This window comes from Rhodococcoides trifolii, assembly GCF_014635345.1.
Taxonomy (GTDB): Bacteria; Actinomycetota; Actinomycetes; order Mycobacteriales; family Mycobacteriaceae; genus Rhodococcoides; species Rhodococcoides trifolii.
Genome location: NZ_BMCU01000002.1, coordinates 1,285,868 through 1,307,957, shown reverse-complemented (window position 1 = coordinate 1,307,957; position 22,090 = coordinate 1,285,868). Strand labels below are relative to the sequence as shown.

Genomic DNA, 22,090 nt, shown 5'->3' with positions numbered 1-22,090 from the left:
ACCGCCGAACACAACCCCCAGAAAGCCCCCCACCACCAGGTGAGGGGCTTTCTGCATGTCACGGGCAAGTCGATGCCGGCCCTCAAACTGATGAATTATTGGGTCACCTATGCGGACCCAGTGACACATTGAGTCACCCATGCGGACCCAGTGACACATTGGGTCACCCATGCGGACCCAGTGACACATAGGGTCCAGCCGACGTGCGGGACTCGTGCCCACGCCCTGAGGCGTCGGTTGGTCTCGGGGCCCCGGTGCGCGGTATCTTCGACGTTGCTGGAAAACCTGTTCGGGCTGTGTTCGCCCGACATTTCGATGCGAAAGGAACCAACGTGCCGGAAGACAACGGCCGAGGCCGTCCCTTCCGGGATTCGGCTCCACGTCGCAACCCGCGGCAGGACAACCAGAGCGGGCGACCCCAATCCGGCGGAGACGGTCCTCGCCGACGAGGCGGCGAGGGCGCAGCTGCACCTCGGCGTTCCGGTGGTCCCCGTGATCGCGACTCCCGCCCACCGCGTCCGGTCGAGCCGGACCTGCCCGAGGATCTCGAAGCCAGTGAGCTCGATCCGGCGGTACGGCGTGATCTGCTCAGTCTCGACAAGAACAATGCCACCGAAGTGGCCCGACACATGGTGATGGTCGGCCGTCTGATCGCGGACGATCCGCGTGCCGCCCTGACTCATGCGCGTGCCGCTCGTCAGCGCGCCGGCCGGATAGCGGTGGTTCGTGAGACCGCCGGTATCGCGGCTTACCACGCCGGGGAATGGGCAGAAGCTCTGTCGGAACTTCGTGCCGCACGTCGGATGGCCGGCGGACCGGGACTTCTGGCTGTGATGGCCGACTGCGAGCGTGGTCTGGGTCGGCCGGAGCGCGCTATCGAACTGGGACGAAGCGACGAGGCACGCATGTTGTCGGGCGACGATGCCTCCGAGTTGCGCATCGTAGTGGCTGGAGCCCGCATGGACATGGGCCAGTACGACCAGGCGGTTGTCACGCTCCAGACCCCGGATCTCGAAGGTGACAAAACGGGATCCGCACCGGCTCGCCTGTTCTACGCCTACGCGGATGCGCTGGTGGCTGCAGGTCGCGTCGACGACGGGGTTCAGTGGTTTCTCCGGTCGGCTGCCGCCGACGTGGAAGGCGAGACCGACGCCGAGGAACGAGTGGAAGAGTTGACCGGACAGTGAGCGTCCTCGGCGACAAGTTCGACGCTCTGTTCCTCGACCTCGATGGAACCCTCTACCGCGGCGCGGACGTGGTTCCCGGCGCTGTCGAGGTACTGGCCGACTGCAGCGCCTCCCTCTGGTACGTCACCAACAACGCCAGTCGTTCACCGGCTCAGGTGGCGCACCACCTCGACGAGCTCGGATTCGTGGCTACCGAGGACACCGTGGTCACCAGCTCGCAAGCCGCAGCTCGAGTGCTGGCAGATCTCGTGGACCCGGGGTCGACGGTTCTCGTGGTGGGCACGGACGCGCTCGCCGCGGAGATCGAGAAGGTCGGACTGGTCCCCGTGCGTTCGGCCGAGCCGACGCCCGCGGCTGTGGTGCAGGGGCATTCCCCGACCACGGCGTGGCCGATCCTTGCCGAGGCGACCTATGCGCTGCGCGCGGGTGCGGTCTGGGTGGCGGCCAACACGGACACGACTCTTCCCAGCGAGCGCGGGTTCGGTCCCGGTAACGGAGCGATGGTTGCCGCGCTGAGGGCTGCGACCGACCTCGAGCCAATCGTCGCGGGCAAGCCGGCCGAACCGTTGATGCGAGATTCACTCGAGCGCAGTGGATCTCGTTCTCCGTTGGTCGTCGGTGACCGCCTCGACACCGACATCGAAGGTGCGAATGCGATCACCGTACCGTCGTTGCTTGTTCTCACCGGCGTCAGTCAGCCACTCGACGTTCTTCGAGCCGTTCCCGAACAACGGCCGACTTACATCGCATCCGAGCTTTCCGCTCTACTGCGCGCGGAAGACGACTCGATCGTCCGAGCGACGGACGACTGGTCGGCGACCGTGAAGGGCGACACCCTCGTCGTGAAGTACAACGGTTCCGAAGCCGTGTCGTACGACACCTCGACGGCCGCGCTGCGGGCCGTGGCTCCACTTGCCTGGGCTGCGGGCCGATTCTCCGAGGTCGCGGGTGACGGTTCCGTCGCCTCCGCCGTCGTCGAGCAGTGGATGCGCTGAGACCGCGGCCGGACGCGTCCGACCGGACCGGTGTCGGGACCATCGGCTAGCGTTGGCCGTGATGAGCGCACCCATTCCCCGTCCGGGTGAGCACCTACCCGGCCCGTCGCCGACCGTCGACCCCGACGCGGTGGTCGCGGAGGTCGACCGCCTGCTGTCCGAGGTCGACGATCTGTCATCGATCGAGTCCGGTGTCGACGCGGACGATCAGCACGGTCTCGTGTCCGTGCATCATCAGGCACGCATCCTCGAACAGGCCCATCAGCTGCTGGTCGATGCGCTGGCCGCCGTGGACAAGAACTGACGTGGCACGCCGTGCCCGGGTCGACGCGGAACTCGTACGTCGCGGTCTCGCGCGATCGCGCGAACACGCAACGGAACTGATCACCGAGGGTCGCGTGCTGATCGCGGGCTCGGTTGCCACCAAAGCCGCGACGGCCGTCGAACCCGGAACCCCGCTTCTGGTCACCGAGGTGACCGACGAGGTGTCGTGGGCATCGCGCGGTGCGCACAAACTGATCGGCGCCTTGGACTCGTTCGCTCGGCACGGGCTCGATGTCGCGGGCGCTCGCTGCCTGGACGCCGGCGCGTCGACCGGAGGATTCACCGACGTGTTGCTTACTCGCGGGGCGCGCGAGGTGGTGGCGGTCGACGTCGGATACGGCCAGTTGGTGTGGCGATTGCAATCCGACGATCGCGTGACCGTCATCGATCGTACGAACGTCCGCAACATCGATGCCGACGCGATCGGCGGACCGGTCGACCTCGTGGTGGCCGACCTGTCGTTCATTTCCCTCGGACTCGTCCTTCCCGCGTTCGCAGCGTGCGTGACGCCGCGTGCGGACCTGGTGCCGATGGTGAAGCCGCAGTTCGAAGTCGGCAAGGATCGGGTGGGGTCCGGCGGAGTCGTACGAGACCCCGCTCTTCGAGCAGAAGCGGTGATCAAGGTTGCCGAGACCGCGGCGTCCGTCGGATTGACTACAGTTGCGGTAGCGCCGAGTCCGCTTCCCGGGCCGTCGGGAAACGTGGAGTATTTCCTGTGGCTCCGGACGAAGGCGGCGTTGGATCCCGGTGAGACCATCGCACCGATCGCCGACCTGGTCGCGAGAGCCGTCGAGGAAGGACCGCAGTGAGCATCGAGCGCGACAACGCTCCGCGTGAGATCTTGTTGGTTGCCCACCCGGGCCGCCCCGACATCGCGGCCACCGCCCTGCGCGCGGCGAAAGTGTTCCACGAGGCAGGGATTCGTCTCCGGGTGCTGGTCGACGAGTACTACCGGTCCAAGCCCGACTCGAGCAGTGACATCGACGATCTGACTGCTGCCGTTTCCGACGTGAATGTCGTGGAGTTCGGTCCGGACGCAGCGGCAGGTTGCGAAATCGTTCTTGTTCTCGGCGGCGATGGAACGTTCCTCCGCGCAGCCGAGCTGGCGCGGTCTTCGTCCATCCCGGTTCTCGGAATCAATTTGGGCCGCATCGGTTTTCTCGCTGAGGCGGAGGCCGAGAATCTCGAAGAGGTTCTCGCTCGCGTCGTTCGGCGCGACTACCGTATCGAGCCCCGTATGACTCTGGACGTCACCGTTCGTGTCGACGATCAGGTGGTGGAGCGAGGCTGGGCTCTCAACGAAGCCAGCGTTCAGAACGGCACCCGGCTGGGCGTGCTCGACGTGGTCCTCGAGGTCGACGGACGGCCGGTATCGGCGTTCGGTTGCGACGGAGTGCTGCTCGCCACGCCCACCGGATCGACTGCCTACGCGTTCTCGGCGGGAGGGCCGGTGGTGTGGCCGGAACTCGAGGCCATACTCGTCATTCCCAGCAACGCTCATGCGCTCTTCGCCAGGCCGCTCGTCACCAGTCCCGAATCACGGATAGCGGTCGAGACCGTCTCGGACGGCCACGAAGCCCTCGTGCTGTGCGACGGTCGCAGGACCATGGCGCTGCCTGCAGGTGCACGCGTCGACGTGGTGCGCGGAGCAGAACCCATCAAGTGGGTCCGGCTCGACTCCGCCCCGTTCGCCGATCGCGTCGTGAACAAGTTCGCGCTCCCGGTCACCGGGTGGCGGGGAAGGATGACGTAGCCACGTGCTCAGCGAGATACGAATCGACGGCCTGGGGGTCATCGCCGAGGCGAGCGCGCAGTTCTCGAGCGGTTTGACGGTCCTCACCGGGGAGACCGGTGCGGGTAAGACAATGGTGGTCACCAGCCTGCATCTGTTGTCCGGAGCGCGGGCCGACGCCGGACGGGTGCGCATCGGTGCCGACCGCGCGGTCGTGGAGGGCCGGTTCACGACCGACAACGTCTCGTCCGCTGTCGTACGCGGGGTGGACGAGTTGCTCGAGTCCACGGGTGGACGGCGCGACGACGACGACAGCGTGATCGCCGTGCGAACAGTCGGCGGCGACGGCCGGTCACGCGCTCACCTCGGCGGACGCAGTGTGCCGGCGGGCGTTCTGGCCGAGTTCACCGGTTCGTTGCTCACGGTGCACGGGCAGAACGATCAGCTACGACTGCAGCGTGCCGACGAACAACTCGGCGCGCTGGATCGATTCGCCGGAGACACCGTCGGGACACTGTTGGCTCGATACCAGAAGCACCGCGCCGAATGGGCCGCGGCGAGAACCGAATTGCGCGATCGCACCGAGAAGAGCCGCGAACTGGCGCGCGAGGCCGATCAGCTGACTTTCGCCGTGCAGGAGATCGATACGGTCGCTCCGGCGCCACACGAGGACGTGGAGATCGCGGCGAGCGTTCGACGTCTGAGCGACCTCGACTCTCTGCGCGACAGCGCCCTGGGCGCGCACGCAGCACTCACCGGAGGGGACGACCCCACCGACGGGCCCTCGGTGATGGATCTACTCGGCGAGGCTCGTGACCGTCTGCAGTCCTCCGAGGATCGACTGCTCTCCGACCTCGCGCCGCGGTTGGCCGAAGCGATCGCGGTGGTCACCGACGTCGGTGCCGACCTGTCGTCCTACCTGAGCGATCTGCCGTCCGATCCCGAATCCCTGGATTCGCTCCTGACACGGCAGGCCGAGCTGAAGAATTTGACCAGGAAATATGCCGCGGACGTCGACGGCGTGCTGGCCTGGGCGGAGGAGGCCCGCGACCGGCTCACACGTCTGGACGTCTCCGCCGACGCATTGGCGGAGCTGTCGGCTCGGGTCGACGCCTCGGCCGCCGAGACCGTCGCGGTCGCCCGAAAATTGTCGTCGGCGCGGGTCAAAGCGGCAACCAAACTCTCGAAAGCGGTGAGTGTGGAGCTCGCCGGACTTGCGATGGGCAAAGCGGCGCTCGAGGTCGCGGTTCGTCCGCGCGACGCTGCGCCCGGCGACGTCGCTGCACTCGACGTCGACGGCCGCAGCCTGCACGCGGGTTCGTCGGGAACCGACGAGGTCGAGTTCCGGCTGTCCGCCCACAGCGGAGCGCAGTCGCTGCCGTTGAACAAGAGCGCCTCCGGCGGCGAGCTGTCGCGGGTGATGCTGGCTCTCGAAGTGGTTCTGGCGCAATCGGACACGGGAGCAACCATGGTGTTCGACGAGGTCGACGCCGGGGTGGGTGGCCGCGCGGCCGTCGAGATCGGGAAGCGTCTGGCTCGTCTTGCGCGCACCCACCAGGTCATCGTCGTGACTCATCTTCCGCAGGTCGCGGCGTTCGCCGACACCCACCTCGTGGTCGACAAGACGGACAGCAAGAGGGGTGCGAACAGTGGCGTCCGCACCCTGACGGACTCGGATCGAGTGGTGGAGCTCGCGCGCATGCTTGCAGGCCTGGACGACACGGAAACCGGGCGGGCGCACGCCGAGGAGCTGCTGCAGACAGCCAGTGTCGAGAGGCGTCAGACCGCTCGTTGACACGGAACGATTCGTGTGACTGGTGTGAACGATGTGGTAGTTGGTACGGCGCGCCTCCATCACGGCGGCGTGCGTCGGGTTCATCATCGTTCCCATGAAGATGCCGGCTCTGCTCTCGCGTAGTCATGACTCGTTGCCCGGAGTGAGCGGTATCGCTCGGGTGGACCGCAGTACGGCGAAGTTGCTTCGCCGCGTGGGCCCGGGTGATGTCGTGGTCCTCGACGAAATCGATCTCGACCGCATCACCGCCGACGCGTTGGTCGGCGCCGGTGTGTTGGCGGTCGTCAACGCCTCACCGTCCATCTCCGGTCGGTACCCGAACCTCGGGCCGGAGGTGTTGGTAGCCAACGGAATCCTGCTGATCGACAACGCCGGGTCCGAAGTGTTCAAGAAGGTCAAGGACGGGTCCAAGATCCGACTCGACGACGGCGGCGTCTACGCCGGCGAGCGTCGTCTGGCCAAGGGTATCGAACAGACCGAGGCCGAGATCTCCGACCGGATGATCGAGGCCAAGAGTGGTCTCATCGATCACCTGGAAGCGTTCTCCGGCAACACGATCGAGTTCATCAGAACCGAGAGCCCACTGCTCATCGACGGCGTCGGGGTTCCCGAAGTGGACGTCGACTTCACCGGTCGGCACGTCGTCGTGGTGGCCGAAGGCCCGGATCACATCGTCGACCTGAAGAACCTCAAGCCGTTCATCAAGGAGTACTCACCGATTCTCATCGGCGTGGGCGCAGGCGCAGACACCCTGGCGGACGCCGGCTACCGCCCCGATCTGATCGTCGGTGATCCGGAAGACGTGAGCACCCGAACCCTGAAATCGGGCGCCGAAGTGGTGCTGCCGGCCGACTCCGACGGACACGCCAAGGGCCTCGAACGCATCCAGGACCTCGGAATCGGCGCAATGACGTTCCCCGCCAGTGGAACTCCCTCCGATCTCGCTCTGCTCCTCGCCGACCACCACGGTGCGTCGCTGATAGTCACCGTGGGATGCGCCGCGTCGCTCGACGAGTTCTTCGACGCCGGCAAACGATCGAGCACGCCGTCCACCTTCATGACACGTCTCAAGGTCGGTCCGAAGCTGGTCGACGCGAAGGCAATGGCCACCCTGTACCGCAGCCGGGTATCCGGTGGGGCCGTGGCACTGCTGGTACTGGCTGCACTGATCGCGGTCATCGCGGCACTGATCGTCACCAACGGTGGCGGCGAGACGCTGGATTGGGCCATCGCCACGTGGAACAGCTTTGCAGAGTGGGTGCAGGGGCTGCTGGCGTGATCTCTATGCGACAGCACGCAATATCGCTCGCCGCAGTCTTTCTCGCCCTCGCCGTCGGAGTGGTTCTCGGCTCGGGATTGCTCTCGGGAAGTGTTCTGTCCGGACTGCGCGACGACAAATCTGATCTGCAGAATCAGCTGAACTCGTTGCAGGACAACAACAACGCTCTGGGTGAGCAGCTCAATGCCGCCGACGGTTTCGACGCTGCCGTGGCCGGCCGCGTGGTGGCGGGCTCGCTGACCGGACGTACCGTCCTCGTCGTCACCACACCCGATGCGGATCCGGGTGATCTGGACGCGGTGAACAGGATCGTTGCCGACGCCGGCGGATCCGTCACGGGCCGTGTCGGACTGACCGACTCGTTCGTCTCGGCATCGAGCGGTGACGACCTACGGACCCGTCTCACCAACGTCGTGCCCGCCGGGATTCAGCTCCGCACCGGAGCCGTCGACCAGGGAAGTCTCGCCGGGGACCTGCTCGGATCCGTCCTCCTGCTGAACCCGCAGACAGCGGAACCGCAGAGCACTCCCGAGGAGATGGGTCTCGCTCTCGACACACTCCGCAGCGGCGGCTTCATCACTTACGACGACAACGCCGTGCAGCCCGCACAACTCGCCGTGGTGCTGACCGGAAGTGCAGAGTCGAACGCGGACGACGGCAACCGCGGGGCCATCGTCGCGCGGTTCGCCGGAGCGTTCGACGGACGCGGCGCGGGCACGGTGCTGGCGGGTCGGCCGGGAGCGGCACAGGGCAGCGGCCCGATTGCCGTCGTGCGCTCCGACGCCGGACTCTCGTCGGGGCTGAGCACGGTGGACGACGTGGACCGGCAATCGGGCCGCATCACCGTCGCCCTCGCGCTCGGCGAACAGTTGAACGGTGCATCGGGTCGGTACGGAACGGGCCCGAACGCCACGGCAGTGACGGTAGGGGCACCTCCCACCTGAGGGGCCGAAAGGTGTTACCGTGAAATCCCGTGGGTCGGCCAGGTTCCGAACCACTCGACATGCCGGTCTTTCGGTCGGCGTCGGGTCGCAGTCGTCACGGGAGTTCCTTTGCCACTGTCACGCATTCATACGCGGACTGACATCAAGCACATCTTCGTCAGCGGCGGCGTCGCATCGTCCCTCGGCAAGGGGCTCACTGCCTCCAGCCTGGGACAGTTGCTGACCGCACGCGGCCTACGCGTCACCATGCAGAAGCTCGACCCCTACCTCAACGTCGATCCCGGCACGATGAACCCGTTCCAGCACGGCGAGGTTTTCGTGACCGAAGACGGCGCCGAGACCGATCTCGACGTGGGTCACTACGAACGCTTCCTCGATCGCGACCTGTCGGGACACGCCAACGTGACCACGGGGCAGGTCTACTCGACGGTCATCGCCAAGGAGCGGCGCGGTGAGTACCTCGGTGACACCGTTCAGGTGATTCCGCACATCACGGACGAGATCAAGAGCCGCATCCTGGCCATGCGCGGCCCGGACCTGCAGGGCCACAGCCCCGACGTCGTGATCACCGAGATCGGCGGAACGGTCGGCGACATCGAATCGCAGCCTTTCGTCGAAGCGGCGCGCCAGATCCGGCACGACGTGGGCCGGGAGAACGTGTTCTTCCTGCACGTGTCCCTCGTTCCCTACCTCGCACCGTCCGGAGAACTCAAGACCAAACCCACACAACACTCGGTGGCCATGCTGCGCAGTATCGGTATCCAGCCCGACGCGCTCATCCTTCGCTGTGATCGTGATGTGCCACCAGGACTCAAGAACAAGATCGCGTTGATGTGCGACGTCGACGTGGACGGCTGCATCTCCACCCCGGACGCACCGTCGATCTACGACATTCCGAAGGTCCTCCACAAGGAAGGGCTCGACGCGTACGTGGTGCGCAAGTTGGGATTGCCGTTCCGCGACGTCGACTGGACTGTGTGGGGAAACCTGCTCGAGAGGGTTCACCAGCCGCGGGAGTCAGTGCGCATCGCGCTGGTCGGCAAGTACGTCGATCTTCCCGACGCGTACCTCTCGGTCACCGAAGCCCTGCGCGCCGGCGGGTTCGCCCACCGCGCCAAGGTCGAGGTCGTGTGGGTGCAGTCCGACGACTGCCAGACCGACGCAGGCGCTGCGGCCGCGCTCGGCGACGTCGACGCGGTGCTGATCCCGGGCGGATTCGGCATTCGCGGCATCGAGGGCAAACTCGGCGCGATCAAGTACGCGCGCACGCGCAAGGTTCCCATTCTGGGACTGTGCCTCGGACTGCAATGCATGGTGATCGAAGCTGCGCGCTCGGTGGGTGTCACCGACGCGAACTCCGCCGAATTCGACCCGGAGACAACGCATCCGGTGATCTCCACGATGGCCGATCAGGAACAGGCCGTCGCGGGCGAAGCCGACCTCGGCGGAACCATGCGCCTCGGCGCCTATCCGGCGACGCTGACCAAGGGGTCGGTCGTGGCGCAGGCGTACGGATCGGAATCGGTGTCCGAGCGGCACCGTCACCGCTACGAGGTGAACAACGCGTACCGAGACAAGGTCTCCGAGAGCGGACTCGTCTTCAGTGGCACGTCACCGGACGGGCATCTGGTGGAGTTCGTCGAGCTGCCGGCATCGACTCACCCGTTCTTCGTTGCGACGCAGGCACATCCGGAGCTGAAGAGCCGGCCGACTCGTCCGCACCCGTTGTTCGCCGCACTGATCGGCGCGGCCCTGAAGTACAAAGCTGCAGAACGGCTCGAAGTGAACGTTCACGGCGACGAGATCGACATCGAAGGCGCCGCATCCGAAGCCGTCGGCTCGTGACGGACGACAGGCACGAGTTCGACACCGTCGATTCCCGACTGAAATACCAGGGTGCGATCCTCGCGCTCCGACTGGACACGGTTCGGATGCCCGGCGGGCGCGAAGCCGAGCGCGAGGTGGTCGAGCACTACGGCGCCGTCGCGGTGGTCGCGATCGACAGCGAGCAGCGCATCGTGCTCATCGAGCAGTACCGACACCCGTTGGGCAGACGGCTTCTCGAACTGCCCGCGGGCCTGCTGGACGAGGCCGGGGAGGACTACGTCGCGGCTGCGCAGCGCGAACTGGGTGAGGAGGCAGGCCTGCAGGCCGACTCCTGGTCACTCCTGGTGGACGTGGCAGCGTCACCCGGCTTCACGGACGAGACCGTGCGCCTGTTCCTCGCCGAGGGTCTGACCGAGATCGACCGTCCGGATCCGGTCGACGAGGAAGCCGACATCGAGATCGTGCGCCTCGAGTTGTCCGAGGCGGTGGCGCGCGTGTTCTCCGGTGAGATCGTCAACGCGTCGGCCGTCGCAGGGATTCTGGCGCTGGCGGCTGTCCGATCGTCCGGCGAGGTGTCGCTACGTCCTGCGTCGGCGCCGTGGCAGGACGTGCCGACTGCCTTCGAGCGCCGCAAATCCGGCAGCGGGTGCGGGCAGGCCGGAGGCCGGTCGGTGAGCGGACAGGGTTCGAGTGGCGGGTGACCGCCCGGAGCTCGACAAGGTCGGAGAGATCATCGCCACCTACCTCGATCACTTGACGGTCGAGCGCGGATCGGCTCGCAACACGATCACGTCGTACCGCCGTGATCTGACGCGGTACCACCACTATTTGAGCGAGCTGGATACTTCGGATCTCGGCGCCGTCACCGAGAACGACGTGGCGGAGTTCGTCTCTGCCCTACGACTCGGGGACGACGAGTTTCCGCCGCTCGCCGCGAGTTCCGCTGCGCGGACGCTGATCGCGGTTCGGGGGCTGCACCGGTTCGCAGTGTCGGAAGGTGTCGTCGCGCGCGACGTCGCGGCCGGAGTCAAACCGCCGGCGCCGGGTCGGCGTCTGCCCAAATCGCTGACGGTCGACGACGTGTTCGCGGTGCTCGACGCGGCCGGCGGCGACAGCGCCGATGCACCTCGCGGACTGCGCGACCGAGCGCTTCTCGAGCTGCTCTATTCCACCGGCGCACGCATTTCCGAAGCCGTGGGCCTCGATGTCGACGACATCGATACCGAGTCGCGGTCGGTACTGCTGCGCGGCAAAGGTGGCAAGGACCGGGTGGTGCCGGTGGGCAGACCGGCCGTCGACGCCGTCGACGCGTATCTCGTGCGCGGCCGGCCTGCTCTACTCGCCAGAGGGACACCGGCGCTGTTGCTCAACGCCCGCGGCGGGCGCCTCTCACGCCAGAGCGCCTGGCAGGTGCTACGCACCGCAGCCGAGCGGGCCGGCATCGCGGCGAGCGTGTCGCCGCACACGCTGCGCCACTCGTTCGCCACCCACCTGCTCGACGGGGGAGCGGATGTGCGCGTGGTTCAGGAGCTTCTCGGACACGCGTCGGTGACGACGACACAGATCTACACGTTGGTCACCGTCACCACCCTGCGCGAGGTGTGGGCCGAAGCGCATCCGCGCGCCAGATAGCGTGTCCGAACCCGACTGCACCCTCTGCGGCGGGTAGCGTTCCGCAGAACCAGACATGCAGGAATCGACGAGGGAGGGGAGCGCGGGCCGTGGTGTCACCACAGCCGCCGGCGGCGAGGCCCGAGGGCCCGCAGGCGGGCGAGCACGACAGGGAGCACGACGACGGTGCACTGTTCCGTACCCGCCAGCCCGAACCCGAGCATGCCGCTCCCGCATCTCATCCAGTGGGCGCCGGACCCACCGGCCGCCTTCCCCGGTCCATCCCGGAACCTGCGCCACTGACGTCACACGGCCCGGCGGTCGTGATCGCGATGTGCAATCAGAAGGGCGGCGTCGGAAAGACGACGTCGACTATCAATCTCGGTGCGTCGTTGGCCGAGTTCGGTAGGCGAGTTCTGCTCGTCGACCTCGACCCGCAGGGAGCGTTGTCCGCCGGTCTCGGTGTGCCACATCACGATCTGGACCTGACCGTGCACAACCTGCTCGTCGAACCGCGGGTATCGGTGGACGACGTGCTGATGCGCACCCGGGTCGAGAACCTGGATCTGCTCCCGTCCAACATCGACCTGTCCGCGGCCGAGATTCAGCTGGTCACCGAGGTCGGTCGGGAGCAGACACTGGGCCGAGTTCTGCATCCGATCCTCGATCGCTACGACTACGTCCTGATCGATTGCCAGCCGTCCCTCGGTCTCCTCACGGTCAACGCATTGGCCTGCGCCGACGAGGTGCTCATCCCGATGGAGTGCGAGTACTTCAGTCTGCGCGGCCTGGCCCTGCTGAACGACACCGTCGACAAGGTGCGCGACCGACTCAATCCGCGGCTCAAGTTGTCCGGCATCGTGGTGACGATGTTCGACGCCCGCACCCTGCACTCGCGGGAAGTGATGAACCGAGTGGTCGAGGTGTTCGGCGACGTCGTCTTCGACACCGTCATCACCCGCACCGTTCGCTTCCCGGAGACGTCCGTGGCCGGGGAGCCCATCACGACCTGGGCACCGAAATCTTCGGGGGCCGAAGCGTACCGAGCGCTCGCGCGTGAAGTGATCCACCGCGACACGCCCGTGGCATGACGGCGGCGACCGTCGTTCCGGTGGACAAGCCCACCGGCTTTCAGGTCCGGCTGCAGAACTTCGAAGGCCCGTTCGACCTTCTCCTGACACTCATCAACTCGCACCGTCTCGACGTGACCGAGGTTGCCCTGCACGTCGTCACCGACGACTTCATCGCCTACACCCGCGATCTGGGACCCGAGATGGGCCTCGACCAGACCACCGAATTCCTCGTCGTGGCGGCCACCCTGCTCGATCTGAAGGCGGCACGCCTGCTGCCCGCGGGGGACGTCGAGGACGCCGAGGACCTCGCACTGCTCGAAGTACGTGATCTGCTCTTCGCCCGGCTGCTGCAGTACCGGGCCTACAAGCAGGTCGCGCAGTTGTTCGGCGAACTCGAGGGTGCCGCGCTCCGCCGTTACCCGCGCTCGGTGTCCCTCGAAGATCAGTTCGCGGATCTGCTGCCGGAAGTGCTGCTCGGGGTGAACCCGCAGAGGTTCGCCGAGATCGCGGCGTCTGCGTTCGCGCCCAGAACGGTGCCGACCGTGGGGCTGGATCACCTACATGTGTCCAAGGTCTCGGTGCCCGAACATGCCGCCGCCGTGCTCGAGATCCTGCGCGGCGCAGGGGAGGGCGAATGGACGTCCTTCGGCGACCTCGTGGCCGCATGCGGTGTGACCGTCGAGATCGTCGCTCGATTCCTCGCGCTCCTCGAGTTGTACCGAGAACGTGCCATCGTGTTCGACCAGCCCGACGCTCTGGGTGAACTGAAGGTGAGCTGGACCGGTGAGCACCCGGACGTCGCGGGCCTGACCGAGGTGGAGGACTACGGATGACCCTTCCCGAGAGCCCCGAGCAGGAAGAAGCTCCGGCCGAGCTCGACGAGCACGAACTGCGCTCCGCCCTCGAAGCGGTGTTGCTGGTGGTCGACTCACCGGCCCCCGTCACACTGCTGTCGTCGACCCTGGGTACCGACGCCGAACGCATCGACGCTTCGCTGCGCGAGATGGCGGCGGACCTGACTCGACGGGGGAGCGGCATCGACCTCCGGTACGCCGGCGACGGGTGGCGGTTCTACACCCGGACCGACTACGCACCGTATGTCGAGAAGCTCCTTCTCGACGGCGCGAGATCGAAGTTGACTCGCGCCGCTTTGGAAACCTTGGCTGTCATCGCCTATCGTCAACCGGTTACCCGCGCACGAGTCAGTGCAGTGCGCGGCGTGAATGTCGACGGCGTGATGCGCACCCTTCTCGCGCGGGGACTCATCGCCGAGGCCGGGACGGATCCGGACTCGGCGGCGACGCAGTACGTCACCACCGAAATGTTTCTCGAGCGTCTGGGGTTGGCATCGTTGGCCGACCTACCCGAGCTCGCGCCGCTGCTTCCGGGCGTGGACATGATCGACGACATCAGCGAGAGCCTGGACACCGATCCACGGGTTCTGCGCGCGAACGCTGCACCGAAGAACGACCGGGGCCCGATCATCGGGCTCGACACCGAAGACGATTGACAAGAGAGAAAAAGTGAAGAACCCCGCTCGCCGTGATGGCACACCGGACCGAAGCAAGAGAACCCAACCGCGCCGCGGAGCGCCAGGCACCAGCGCAGCGCCCGGCGCCGGTGCACGGACCGGAGAGTCCAAGCGTGCCGCGAAACCGTTGCCGAAGAAGCCCCGCGCCGCACGAGGTGCCGCACGCACCGACGACGCGGACACGGTCAATCCGCGTGAGGTCAGCCCGACGATTCCGCGCAAGGCGCCGACAAAAAACGCCAAGCCCACACGCAAGCACGTCGCAGCACCGACCGTCAGCAACGCCAAACCCGCGCGACACCAGAACGCCGACGCCGGCCCGCGCAAGCACGTTCCCGCCGGCGAGGGAGTGCGGCTGCAGAAGGTGCTGGCTCAGGCCGGTGTCGCATCGCGCCGCGCAGCCGAGGAACTGATCGATCAGGGGCGTGTCGAGGTGGACGGGCGCATCGTGCGCGAGCAGGGCGTGCGTATCGATCCGGGTACCGCCGTGGTTCGCGTGGACGGCACCCGCGTTCTGGTGCAGGCCGATCTGGTCCACATCGCACTGAACAAGCCCCGCGGATGGCAGTCGACGATGTCCGACGACCTCGGCCGTCCCTGTATCGGCGACATCGTGGCCGAGCGCGTTCAGGCAGGACAGCGTCTCTTCCACGTCGGACGTCTCGATGCCGACACCGAAGGTCTCATCCTGCTGACCAACGACGGCGATCTCGCACACCGGTTGATGCACCCGTCCTTCGAGGTGTCCAAGACGTACATGGCGACGGTGAACGGCGTGATGGAACGCGGCGTGGGTCGCCAGCTCAAGGCCGGTGTCGAGCTGGACGACGGCCCGGCCAAGGTCGACTCGTTCACCTTGCTCGATGCCGGTGAGGGCAAGACCCTCGTGAAGGTCGTTCTGCACGAAGGTCGTAAGCACATCGTGCGCCGCCTGTTCGACGCCGTCGGCCACCCCGTGATTCGGTTGGTTCGCACGGACATCGGCATCGTCGCACTCGGCGATCAGCGTCCGGGCACCCTTCGTGTGTTGGGGCGCGGCGAGGTCAGCAGCCTGTACACGGCGGTGGGTCTGTGAGCGAGGTTGCGGGAGGGCCGGAGGCCGGTCGGACGTCCGGGGTGATCATCGCCATGGACGGACCGTCGGGAACCGGGAAGTCCACCGTCTCGCGGCGACTGGCGGCCGCGCTCGATGCGTCGTACCTCGATACCGGCGCGATGTACCGGGCGGCGACGGTGTGGGTGCTGGACAACGGCATCGACCCCGACGACGTCGACGCTGTCGGCGGCAGCGTGCGGGGCCTCGAACTGCGCGTCGGAACCGATCCGTCTCAGGAGACCGTGAGCGTGGCGGGTGCCGACGTGACCGGACCCATCCGCGGTGCTGCCGTGACCGCGGCAGTCTCGGCAGTCTCGGCCGTGCCGGCGGTCCGCGAGAAGCTGGTCGCGATGCAGCGCGAGATCGCCCGTTCCGCCGACCGAATCGTGGTGGAAGGTCGTGACATCGGGACCGTAGTGCTCACCGACGCCGACGTGAAGATCTACCTCACCGCGACCGCAGAAACGCGTGCTGCCAGACGCAACGAACAGAACATCACCGAGGGGCGTGGCGACGATTTCGCTGCCGTCCTCGCCGACGTGGAGCGACGCGACAGAGCGGATTCCACTCGCGCCCTGTCGCCCCTGCGCCCGGCCGACGACTCGGTGCCCGTCGACACCAGCGAGCTGAGCATGGACGAGGTCATCGACACGCTCCTGACGCTGGTTCACGAACGAACTGGAGTACGACAATGACCGAGGACAGCACTTTCGCAACCACCGACACGTTCGCCGGGGACGGCACGTGGACCGAGGAATCCGACTGGGACGGACTCGATTTCGAAGGGGAGGACGCGGACGAAGAGTTCGTTGCCGTACCGACCCTGGCCGTGGTGGGACGTCCCAACGTGGGCAAATCGACTCTCGTCAACCGCATCATCGGCCGCCGCGAAGCCGTTGTCGAGGACGTTCCCGGCGTGACCCGTGACCGTGTCTCGTACGAGGCGAATTGGAGCGGCCGCCGCTTCATGGTGCAGGACACCGGCGGGTGGGAGCCGGACGCCAAGGGCCTGCAACAGTCCGTGGCGCGACAGGCCGAGCAGGCCATGTCGACCGCCGACGCGATCTTGCTCGTCGTCGACGCCGTCGTCGGGGCGACCGCGACGGACGAGGCCGCGGCCCGCGTCCTGCGACGCTCGAAGACGCCGGTCATTCTGGTGGCCAACAAGGTCGACGACGAGCGCACCGAATCCGAGGCGGCCGCACTGTGGTCGCTGGGCCTCGGTGAACCGCGCGCGGTCAGTGCGACGCACGGACGCGGCACGGGCGATCTGCTCGACGACGTTCTCGCCGTGCTGCCGGAGACCCCACGAGAAGGCACCGGTACGGCCGGCCCCCGTCGTGTCGCCCTGGTAGGGAAGCCCAACGTGGGCAAGTCGTCGCTGCTGAACAAGTTGACCGGAGACGAACGATCGGTCGTCCACGACGTGGCCGGCACGACCGTCGACCCGGTGGACTCGTTGGTCGAGCTCGGTGGCAAGGTGTGGCGATTCGTCGACACCGCCGGGTTGCGCAAACGCGTCTCCCACGCCAGTGGAGCAGAGTTCTATGCATCGCTGCGCACCAAGGGCGCCATCGACGCCGCCGAGGTCGCCATCCTCCTGATCGACGCGTCCGAGGTGATCTCGGAGCAGGACCTGCGGGTGCTGTCGATGGTCGCGGAGGCCGGACGTGCACTCGTGATCGCGTTCAACAAGTGGGATCTCGTCGACGAGGACCGCCGCGGGCAGCTCGAGCGCGAGATCGACCGCGATCTCATGCGCGTCCCGTGGGCTCAGCGAGTCAACGTCTCGGCGAAGACCGGTCGTGCCGTGCAGCGGTTGGTGCCGGCACTGGAGACGTCACTTGCCTCGTGGGACAAGCGAATTCCGACGGGCCGGTTGAACACCTGGCTCAAGGAAGTGGTGGCTGCGACGCCACCGCCGATGCGAGGCGGGCGCTTGCCGCGCATCATGTTCGCCACGCAGGCAACGACCCGGCCGCCGACGTTCGTCCTTTTCACCACCGGGTTTCTCGAAGCCGGGTACCGCCGGTTCATCGAGCGGCGGTTGCGCGAGGAGTTCAACTTCGACGGAAGTCCCGTGCGCATTTCGGTGCGTATCCGAGAGAAGCGCGACCGGAACCGCAAATGAGCGGCGATTGGCTTCTGAAGTCGGCGCTGGGGTAATCTTTCCCAGCGCCCTTCGGGGCGCGGCGGGCTGTGGCGCAGCTTGGTAGCGCACCTGACTGGGGGTCAGGTGGTCGCAGGTTCAAATCCTGTCAGCCCGACCGACAAGGCAGTCCCGATATCTCGGGACTGCCTTTTTCGTGTGCAGGCACGTTTCGTGTAGGTGTCACGACCACAGTTCGTCGAACGCCACGGCGCGCCCGAGAATGCGTTCAGCCGCCCGGTGGCCCGATCGCAGCGCCGCGGTCACCGTGGACGGATCGTCGGTCCAGGTGGCTTCGCCGGCCAGATGAAGCACACCTCCGACCGGCGTCGCGAGGTCGTCGTGGTCGGTCGGAGTCGACCCCACAGTGGGGTAGGAATACGAGCCCCGCGAGAACGGGTCGTCCTGCCAGCGCGTGACGTGGACGCGATCCGGCCGTACGACGAGGTCTCCGTACAGCTCGCGCAGTGCGTCGAGAACGGAGTCGGCGATCCGGGTGTCCGGCCAGTTCCGGGTCTCGCGCGCGCAGGGCCCGGCTGCGAACGTCAGCAGCGTCGGCGAGCCGCCGGGCACGCTCACGTCGTACCAGGAATGCCACCACCGTCCGGCCTCACCTTGACGGCGGACGGCATACACGTCGTCGTCCCAGAACTTGGTGGGAAAGCGAAGGAACACCTTCTCGAACGCGTTCATCTCCAGACGTCTCAAGGCGCGCGCCACCGGGTCCGGTAATTCTGGTTCGACGACGAAGCCGGACGACTTCAATACCCCGACGGGGACGGTGATCACGGTTCGGGCTGCCTCGAAGACACCTCGGTCGGTCTCGACGGTGACACCGGTGCTCGACCACGTCACGCGGGTCGCCGTGTGCTCGAGCCGTACGTCGAGCCCGTCGGTCAGGTGTGTGGCGAGCCGGTCGTAGCCGTCGGGGAAGACGACTTCGTCGCCGAAGATCGCGTCGTCGTCGAGGCCGTGAGCATCGAGATCGTCGATCCAGACGCCGAGCTGCTCCTCTGCGCGGTGCCGCATGAATTCGTGAACGCGGGCGCGGCGGTCGTCGTCCCAATCACACTGTGACAGGGCGGCATCGACACAGTCGCCGTAGGAGGTTCCACGTTCGGAGGCGGTGACGACCCTCGCCAGCACGACATCGAAGGAGTGGATGTCGGATGCGAATCGGGCAGCGTCGTCGTCCGTCAACCGGATGCCGGCCGGGGAGTAGTAGGCGATCGGCCGCCCGTCCGGTTGAAAACTGCCGACGGTGAACTCGGTGGTGCGCAACCCGAATGCGTCGGCGGCAGTGGCCAGAGGATTGCCGTCGACGCCGTGAATCCAGGACGCGCCGTAATCGAGTACGTCGCCGCCGGTTCGAGAAGTCCACAGTCTGCCGCCCACGCGATCTCGGGCTTCCAGAACGATCACCCGCCTGCCGGCTCCGGCAAGAATCCGCGCAACGGTCGATCCGGCTATGCCGGCGCCGAGGACCAGGGTGTCGGCGGTGTTCACGCTGTCGAACGCTAGCCGATTCGTCCGTAGAACACAGCGAGGTCGTGGTCCCACTGCTTGTCACGCTGTTCGTCGAATCTGCGTCGAACGGCGAGGCGAGCGGCGACGTAGGCGGCCACGGTCAGGGCGAGCAGTACGAATCCGGTGACGGTCGCCATCACCCCGGCGCTCGCCGGGGCCGGTCGAAGAGATGCGGGTGCGCCGGTCGAATCCACAGTCAGCGGTACCCGGGTTCCGGCGGGTGTGTTGGCCGGGACAGTGATCGTGCCGGTCCGTTGGGCGCCGTTCCACGTCCAGTGCGCGGAGACGGTGGTCGATCCGTACGAACCGATAGCCGTGGAACTGGGGGTCGCTGCTCGAGTGGCCGCGTCGGTTTCCGCCGTGACGCGACTGACGGCGGGCGGCGGCGCGGACGTCGCACTCGATTGACTGCCCATCCAGATGGAGCCGCACACCACAGCGAGAGTCCCGATGAGCACCGCCGTCAGCGCGAGGATGCGCAGAACGCGTGCTTCCATGATGTCGACTCGCCGGGTGAGGGGTTCTGCTCGCATGTCCTTCATTCGGAACCGTGACGTGCGAGGATGTCCGCGCCACCGTCCTCGGCGAGTTGTTACTCGCCCAACCACAATCGCTTCCTGCAGACCGTGAGCATGTCGGCGACGACCGCTGGATCCATGCCCCTGCTCGACGGCCCTGTCAACAGCGTCCGGAGGCGACCGAAGAACTCGCTCGAGGACAGGCCGAATTCGACGAAGATGCTTTCGGCCGCGCCGCCCCCGAACGGATACCACCGCTGACCGAAGTCGAGCAGCGCGGCGCCGTCTGCGAGCGACGTCGACTCCGACCCGGAATCGGTCGGCTCGACGAAGGGCGGGAACAGGATGGGGTCCGGTGGTGGCACGAAGTCAAGTATCACCATTGTCGATGCCGGTGAGGTGCGCGCCGGTAAACGCCCGATGAACGGCGGTAACGACCGCGTACCGACCGGTACCGGAGGTCCGTGACCTGCCCGCGAGTCCAGCCTTCGGTACGGTCGCGAACCGAACTCGGCCGCGAACCCCGAATTGCGTCGGGGTTCGCGGCCGTGGGTGGTCACTTCAGATGGTGCACTTCCTGCAGCCCGTACACCGGGGTGGGAATTCCTTCGTACCGAGCCTTGATCTGCAGTGCGAGATACAGCGAATAGTGCCGGGACTGATGAAGATTGCCGCCGTGGAACCACATGTTCTCCTGCTGGGTGGGCTTCCACATGTTTCGTTGCTCGCCCTCCCACGGCCCTGGGTCCTTGGTGGTGTCCGAGCCCAGGCCCCAGCATTTGCCGACCTTGTCCGCTGTCTCCTGGTCGATCAGGTCGGCGACCCAGCCGTTCATCGACCCGTAGCCGGTTGCGTAGACGATGAGATCCGCCGGCAACTCCGTACCGTCGTCGAGAACGACACCGGTCCTGCTGATCCGTTCCACTTGTCCGGCAACCAACTTGATCTTTCCGTCGGCGACCAGTTCGGACGCGCCGACGTCGATGTAGTAGCCGGACCCCCGTCGCAGGTACTTCATGAACAGGCCACTGCCGTCGTCGCCGAAGTCGTGCTGGAAACCGACCTGCTCGAGGCGGTCGTAGAACTCCTTGTCCTGCTCCGCAATCCGCTGATACACCGGAATCTGGAACTCGTGCATGATCCGGTAGGGCAGCGACGCGAACGTCAGATCTGCCTTCTGAGTGGTCATCCCGGACTCCACCGCGCGCTCGGAGTACAGATCCCCCAGGGCGATGTCGCAGAGGGAGTCGGACTTGACGATGTGGGTCGAGGAGCGCTGCAGCATGGTCACGTCGACGCCGGTTTCGTACAGGGCCTTGCAGATGTCGTGCGCCGAATTGTTCGAACCCACCACCACCACACGCTTGCCGACATACGCGTCGGGGCCGGGGTGTTCGCTCGAATGGTGTTGCTCGCCTTCGAATTCGTCCATACCCGGGAAGTTCGGCACGTTCTTCTTGCCCGACATCCCGGTGGCCATCACCAGTTGCTTCGGCCGTAGAACCACCTCGTCGCCGTCACGATCGACGACGACCGTCCATTCCTTATTCTGCTCGTCGTAGGTGGCCGATTTTGCCGTGGTCTTCGTCCAGTACGGGACCTCCATCACCTTCGTGTACATCTCGAGCCAGTCGCCGATCTTGTCCTTGGGCGCGAACACCGGCCAGTTCGGCGGAAACGGCAGGTAGGGCAGGTGGTCGTACCAGACCGGGTCGTGCAGGCACAGAGACTTGTACCGACCTCGCCACTGGTCTCCGGGCCGTTCGGCGCGGTCGACGACGATGGCAGGGACGCCCAACTGGCGGAACCTGGCACCGAGTGCGATACCGCCCTGGCCGCCTCCGACGACGAGGACGTACGGCTGTGTTCCGTAGCCGAGATCCTTCTCCTCGGCTTCACGTCGCTCGGCCCAACTCTGCGCGTCGGCGTTCGATCCGTGCACCGCGCCCTTGACACGTGAATGGCCCTGCTGTTCCTCGTGACCCTTGAGTTCTTGCATGGTGGTGAGGAACGTCCACGCCGAGTCGGCTCCGGTATCGGGTACCTCGATCAGTCGCAGGTGGCCTTTGCCCCTACTGGTGGCGGTCTCGAACTCGATCCATGCGGACACGACACCGTCTGCCTCGTCCGGCTCCTCGATCGTGTGAAACCCGGTGGGGTCGGTGTCCCCGAGTCGGTGGGAGAGCAGGTCTCGAACTCCGTCTCGACCTTCGACCGTCTTGAGATTCCAGGTGAAGGTCACGAGGTCGCGCCAGAAGCTGTCGACCGCGAACATGGACGCGGCCCGGTCGACGTCGCGGGCGACGAGGGCGCTCTCGAATTCTCCGAGCCATGCATCGACGCGTTCCTGCGGCGTGCGTGTATGGGTCTGCGCGACCGGTTCGATGGTCTGGGTCATTACCGACTCCCTTGCTGATCGTGTGCGTGTGCTGTGACCCAGCACACTCGTTTCTCGGCCGGATGTCGAGGGTTGCACCGTGTTGCACGCAGGTCTCGGAGGCA

At 66.4% G+C, this 22,090-nt stretch carries 21 protein-coding genes and 1 tRNA gene; 18 read left to right on the top strand and 4 right to left on the bottom strand.

All coding sequences use genetic code 11. The features are described 5' to 3' along the window. Positions 1-332 precede the first annotated feature (332 nt). The 18 genes from IEW02_RS13305 to IEW02_RS13220 all read left to right on the top strand — a co-directional run bounded on the left by IEW02_RS13305 (position 333) and on the right by IEW02_RS13220 (position 17,661). Positions 333-1,187, top strand: coding sequence for a tetratricopeptide repeat protein (locus tag IEW02_RS13305; RefSeq protein WP_229745986.1), 855 nt, complete (start codon positions 333-335; stop codon positions 1,185-1,187). Further along, a complete protein-coding gene (locus tag IEW02_RS13300) occupies positions 1,184-2,182 on the top strand; it encodes an HAD-IIA family hydrolase (protein WP_188545199.1) in 999 nt (332 codons plus the stop codon). The genes IEW02_RS13305 and IEW02_RS13300 overlap by 4 nt, the downstream gene beginning before the upstream one ends. Before the next feature lie 61 nt (positions 2,183-2,243). Continuing rightward, positions 2,244-2,486, top strand: a complete 243-nt coding sequence (locus IEW02_RS13295; protein ID WP_188545198.1) for a hypothetical protein — start codon at positions 2,244-2,246, stop codon at positions 2,484-2,486. A gap of 1 nt (position 2,487) precedes the next feature. Next, positions 2,488-3,315, top strand: a complete 828-nt coding sequence (locus IEW02_RS13290; protein WP_188545197.1) for a TlyA family RNA methyltransferase — start codon at positions 2,488-2,490, stop codon at positions 3,313-3,315. Then, complete coding sequence (locus IEW02_RS13285; protein WP_188545196.1) at positions 3,312-4,259, top strand: NAD kinase; 948 nt, start codon at positions 3,312-3,314, stop codon at positions 4,257-4,259. The genes IEW02_RS13290 and IEW02_RS13285 overlap by 4 nt, the downstream gene beginning before the upstream one ends. Positions 4,260-4,263: 4 nt before the next feature. Next, positions 4,264-6,033, top strand: coding sequence for a DNA repair protein RecN (recN, locus tag IEW02_RS13280; protein WP_188545195.1), 1,770 nt, complete (start codon positions 4,264-4,266; stop codon positions 6,031-6,033). A 94-nt stretch (positions 6,034-6,127) separates the two neighbouring features. Continuing rightward, complete coding sequence (gene steA, locus IEW02_RS13275) at positions 6,128-7,312, top strand: putative cytokinetic ring protein SteA (RefSeq protein WP_188545357.1); 1,185 nt, start codon at positions 6,128-6,130, stop codon at positions 7,310-7,312. Further along, complete coding sequence (locus tag IEW02_RS13270; RefSeq protein ID WP_188545194.1) at positions 7,309-8,256, top strand: copper transporter; 948 nt, start codon at positions 7,309-7,311, stop codon at positions 8,254-8,256. The genes steA and IEW02_RS13270 overlap by 4 nt, the downstream gene beginning before the upstream one ends. A 108-nt stretch (positions 8,257-8,364) precedes the next feature. Continuing rightward, on the top strand, positions 8,365-10,101 hold the full coding sequence (gene pyrG, locus IEW02_RS13265) for a CTP synthase (protein WP_188545193.1): 1,737 nt from the start codon (positions 8,365-8,367) through the stop codon (positions 10,099-10,101). Next, positions 10,098-10,784, top strand: a complete 687-nt coding sequence (locus IEW02_RS13260; protein ID WP_229745985.1) for an NUDIX domain-containing protein — start codon at positions 10,098-10,100, stop codon at positions 10,782-10,784. The genes pyrG and IEW02_RS13260 overlap by 4 nt, the downstream gene beginning before the upstream one ends. After that, positions 10,774-11,715, top strand: a complete 942-nt coding sequence (gene xerD / locus IEW02_RS13255; protein WP_229745984.1) for a site-specific tyrosine recombinase XerD — start codon at positions 10,774-10,776, stop codon at positions 11,713-11,715. Before IEW02_RS13260 ends, xerD begins: the two co-directional genes overlap by 11 nt. 89 nt (positions 11,716-11,804) lie before the next feature. Then, positions 11,805-12,785 carry a ParA family protein gene (locus IEW02_RS13250; protein WP_371829942.1) on the top strand — a complete coding sequence of 327 codons (981 nt, stop codon included), beginning with the start codon at positions 11,805-11,807 and terminating at the stop codon, positions 12,783-12,785. After that, complete coding sequence (locus tag IEW02_RS13245) at positions 12,782-13,600, top strand: segregation and condensation protein A (protein WP_188545192.1); 819 nt, start codon at positions 12,782-12,784, stop codon at positions 13,598-13,600. The genes IEW02_RS13250 and IEW02_RS13245 overlap by 4 nt, the downstream gene beginning before the upstream one ends. After that, positions 13,597-14,277, top strand: a complete 681-nt coding sequence (gene scpB / locus IEW02_RS13240) for an SMC-Scp complex subunit ScpB (RefSeq protein WP_188545191.1) — start codon at positions 13,597-13,599, stop codon at positions 14,275-14,277. Before IEW02_RS13245 ends, scpB begins: the two co-directional genes overlap by 4 nt. A 13-nt stretch (positions 14,278-14,290) precedes the next feature. Continuing rightward, on the top strand, positions 14,291-15,373 hold the full coding sequence (locus IEW02_RS13235; protein WP_188545190.1) for a pseudouridine synthase: 1,083 nt from the start codon (positions 14,291-14,293) through the stop codon (positions 15,371-15,373). Positions 15,374-15,426: 53 nt separating this feature from the next. After that, positions 15,427-16,089: a (d)CMP kinase gene (gene cmk, locus IEW02_RS13230; RefSeq protein ID WP_188545354.1), complete on the top strand. Its 663-nt coding sequence runs from the start codon at positions 15,427-15,429 to the stop codon at positions 16,087-16,089. Continuing rightward, the gene (gene der / locus IEW02_RS13225) at positions 16,086-17,525 is read left to right on the top strand and encodes a ribosome biogenesis GTPase Der (protein ID WP_188545189.1); all 1,440 of its coding nucleotides are present in this window, start codon (positions 16,086-16,088) and stop codon (positions 17,523-17,525) included. Before cmk ends, der begins: the two co-directional genes overlap by 4 nt. A gap of 62 nt (positions 17,526-17,587) precedes the next feature. After that, positions 17,588-17,661: transfer RNA gene (locus IEW02_RS13220), tRNA-Pro, on the top strand. A gap of 65 nt (positions 17,662-17,726) precedes the next feature. On the opposite strand, the gene IEW02_RS13215 is transcribed toward IEW02_RS13220, so the two are convergent. The 4 genes from IEW02_RS13215 to IEW02_RS13200 all read right to left on the bottom strand — a co-directional run bounded on the left by IEW02_RS13215 (position 17,727) and on the right by IEW02_RS13200 (position 21,986). Then, positions 17,727-19,049, bottom strand: coding sequence for a flavin monoamine oxidase family protein (locus IEW02_RS13215; RefSeq protein ID WP_188545188.1), 1,323 nt, complete (start codon positions 19,047-19,049; stop codon positions 17,727-17,729). Positions 19,050-19,060: 11 nt separating this feature from the next. Continuing rightward, on the bottom strand, positions 19,061-19,612 hold the full coding sequence (locus IEW02_RS13210; protein WP_188545187.1) for an Rv1733c family protein: 552 nt from the start codon (positions 19,610-19,612) through the stop codon (positions 19,061-19,063). Between the two features lie 50 nt (positions 19,613-19,662). Then, positions 19,663-19,953 carry a DUF3263 domain-containing protein gene (locus IEW02_RS13205; protein ID WP_188545186.1) on the bottom strand — a complete coding sequence of 97 codons (291 nt, stop codon included), beginning with the start codon at positions 19,951-19,953 and terminating at the stop codon, positions 19,663-19,665. A gap of 191 nt (positions 19,954-20,144) precedes the next feature. Further along, positions 20,145-21,986 (bottom strand): NAD(P)/FAD-dependent oxidoreductase, encoded by a 1,842-nt coding sequence (locus tag IEW02_RS13200; protein WP_188545185.1) that lies wholly within the window; start codon positions 21,984-21,986, stop codon positions 20,145-20,147. Positions 21,987-22,090 lie beyond the last annotated feature (104 nt).

Bases quoted from the DNA above. Each gene is read 5' to 3' on its own strand.
- IEW02_RS13295 (WP_188545198.1), top strand. From the start codon at position 2,244: ATGAGCGCACCCATTCCCCGTCCGGGTGAGCACCTACCCGGCCCGTCG.
- steA (WP_188545357.1), top strand. From the start codon at position 6,128: ATGAAGATGCCGGCTCTGCTCTCGCGTAGTCATGACTCGTTGCCCGGA.
- IEW02_RS13245 (WP_188545192.1), top strand. From the start codon at position 12,782: ATGACGGCGGCGACCGTCGTTCCGGTGGACAAGCCCACCGGCTTTCAG.
- scpB (WP_188545191.1), top strand. From the start codon at position 13,597: ATGACCCTTCCCGAGAGCCCCGAGCAGGAAGAAGCTCCGGCCGAGCTC.
- cmk (WP_188545354.1), top strand. From the start codon at position 15,427: ATGGACGGACCGTCGGGAACCGGGAAGTCCACCGTCTCGCGGCGACTG.
- der (WP_188545189.1), top strand. From the start codon at position 16,086: ATGACCGAGGACAGCACTTTCGCAACCACCGACACGTTCGCCGGGGAC.
- IEW02_RS13210 (WP_188545187.1), bottom strand. From the start codon at position 19,612: ATGAAGGACATGCGAGCAGAACCCCTCACCCGGCGAGTCGACATCATG.
- IEW02_RS13200 (WP_188545185.1), bottom strand. From the start codon at position 21,986: ATGACCCAGACCATCGAACCGGTCGCGCAGACCCATACACGCACGCCG.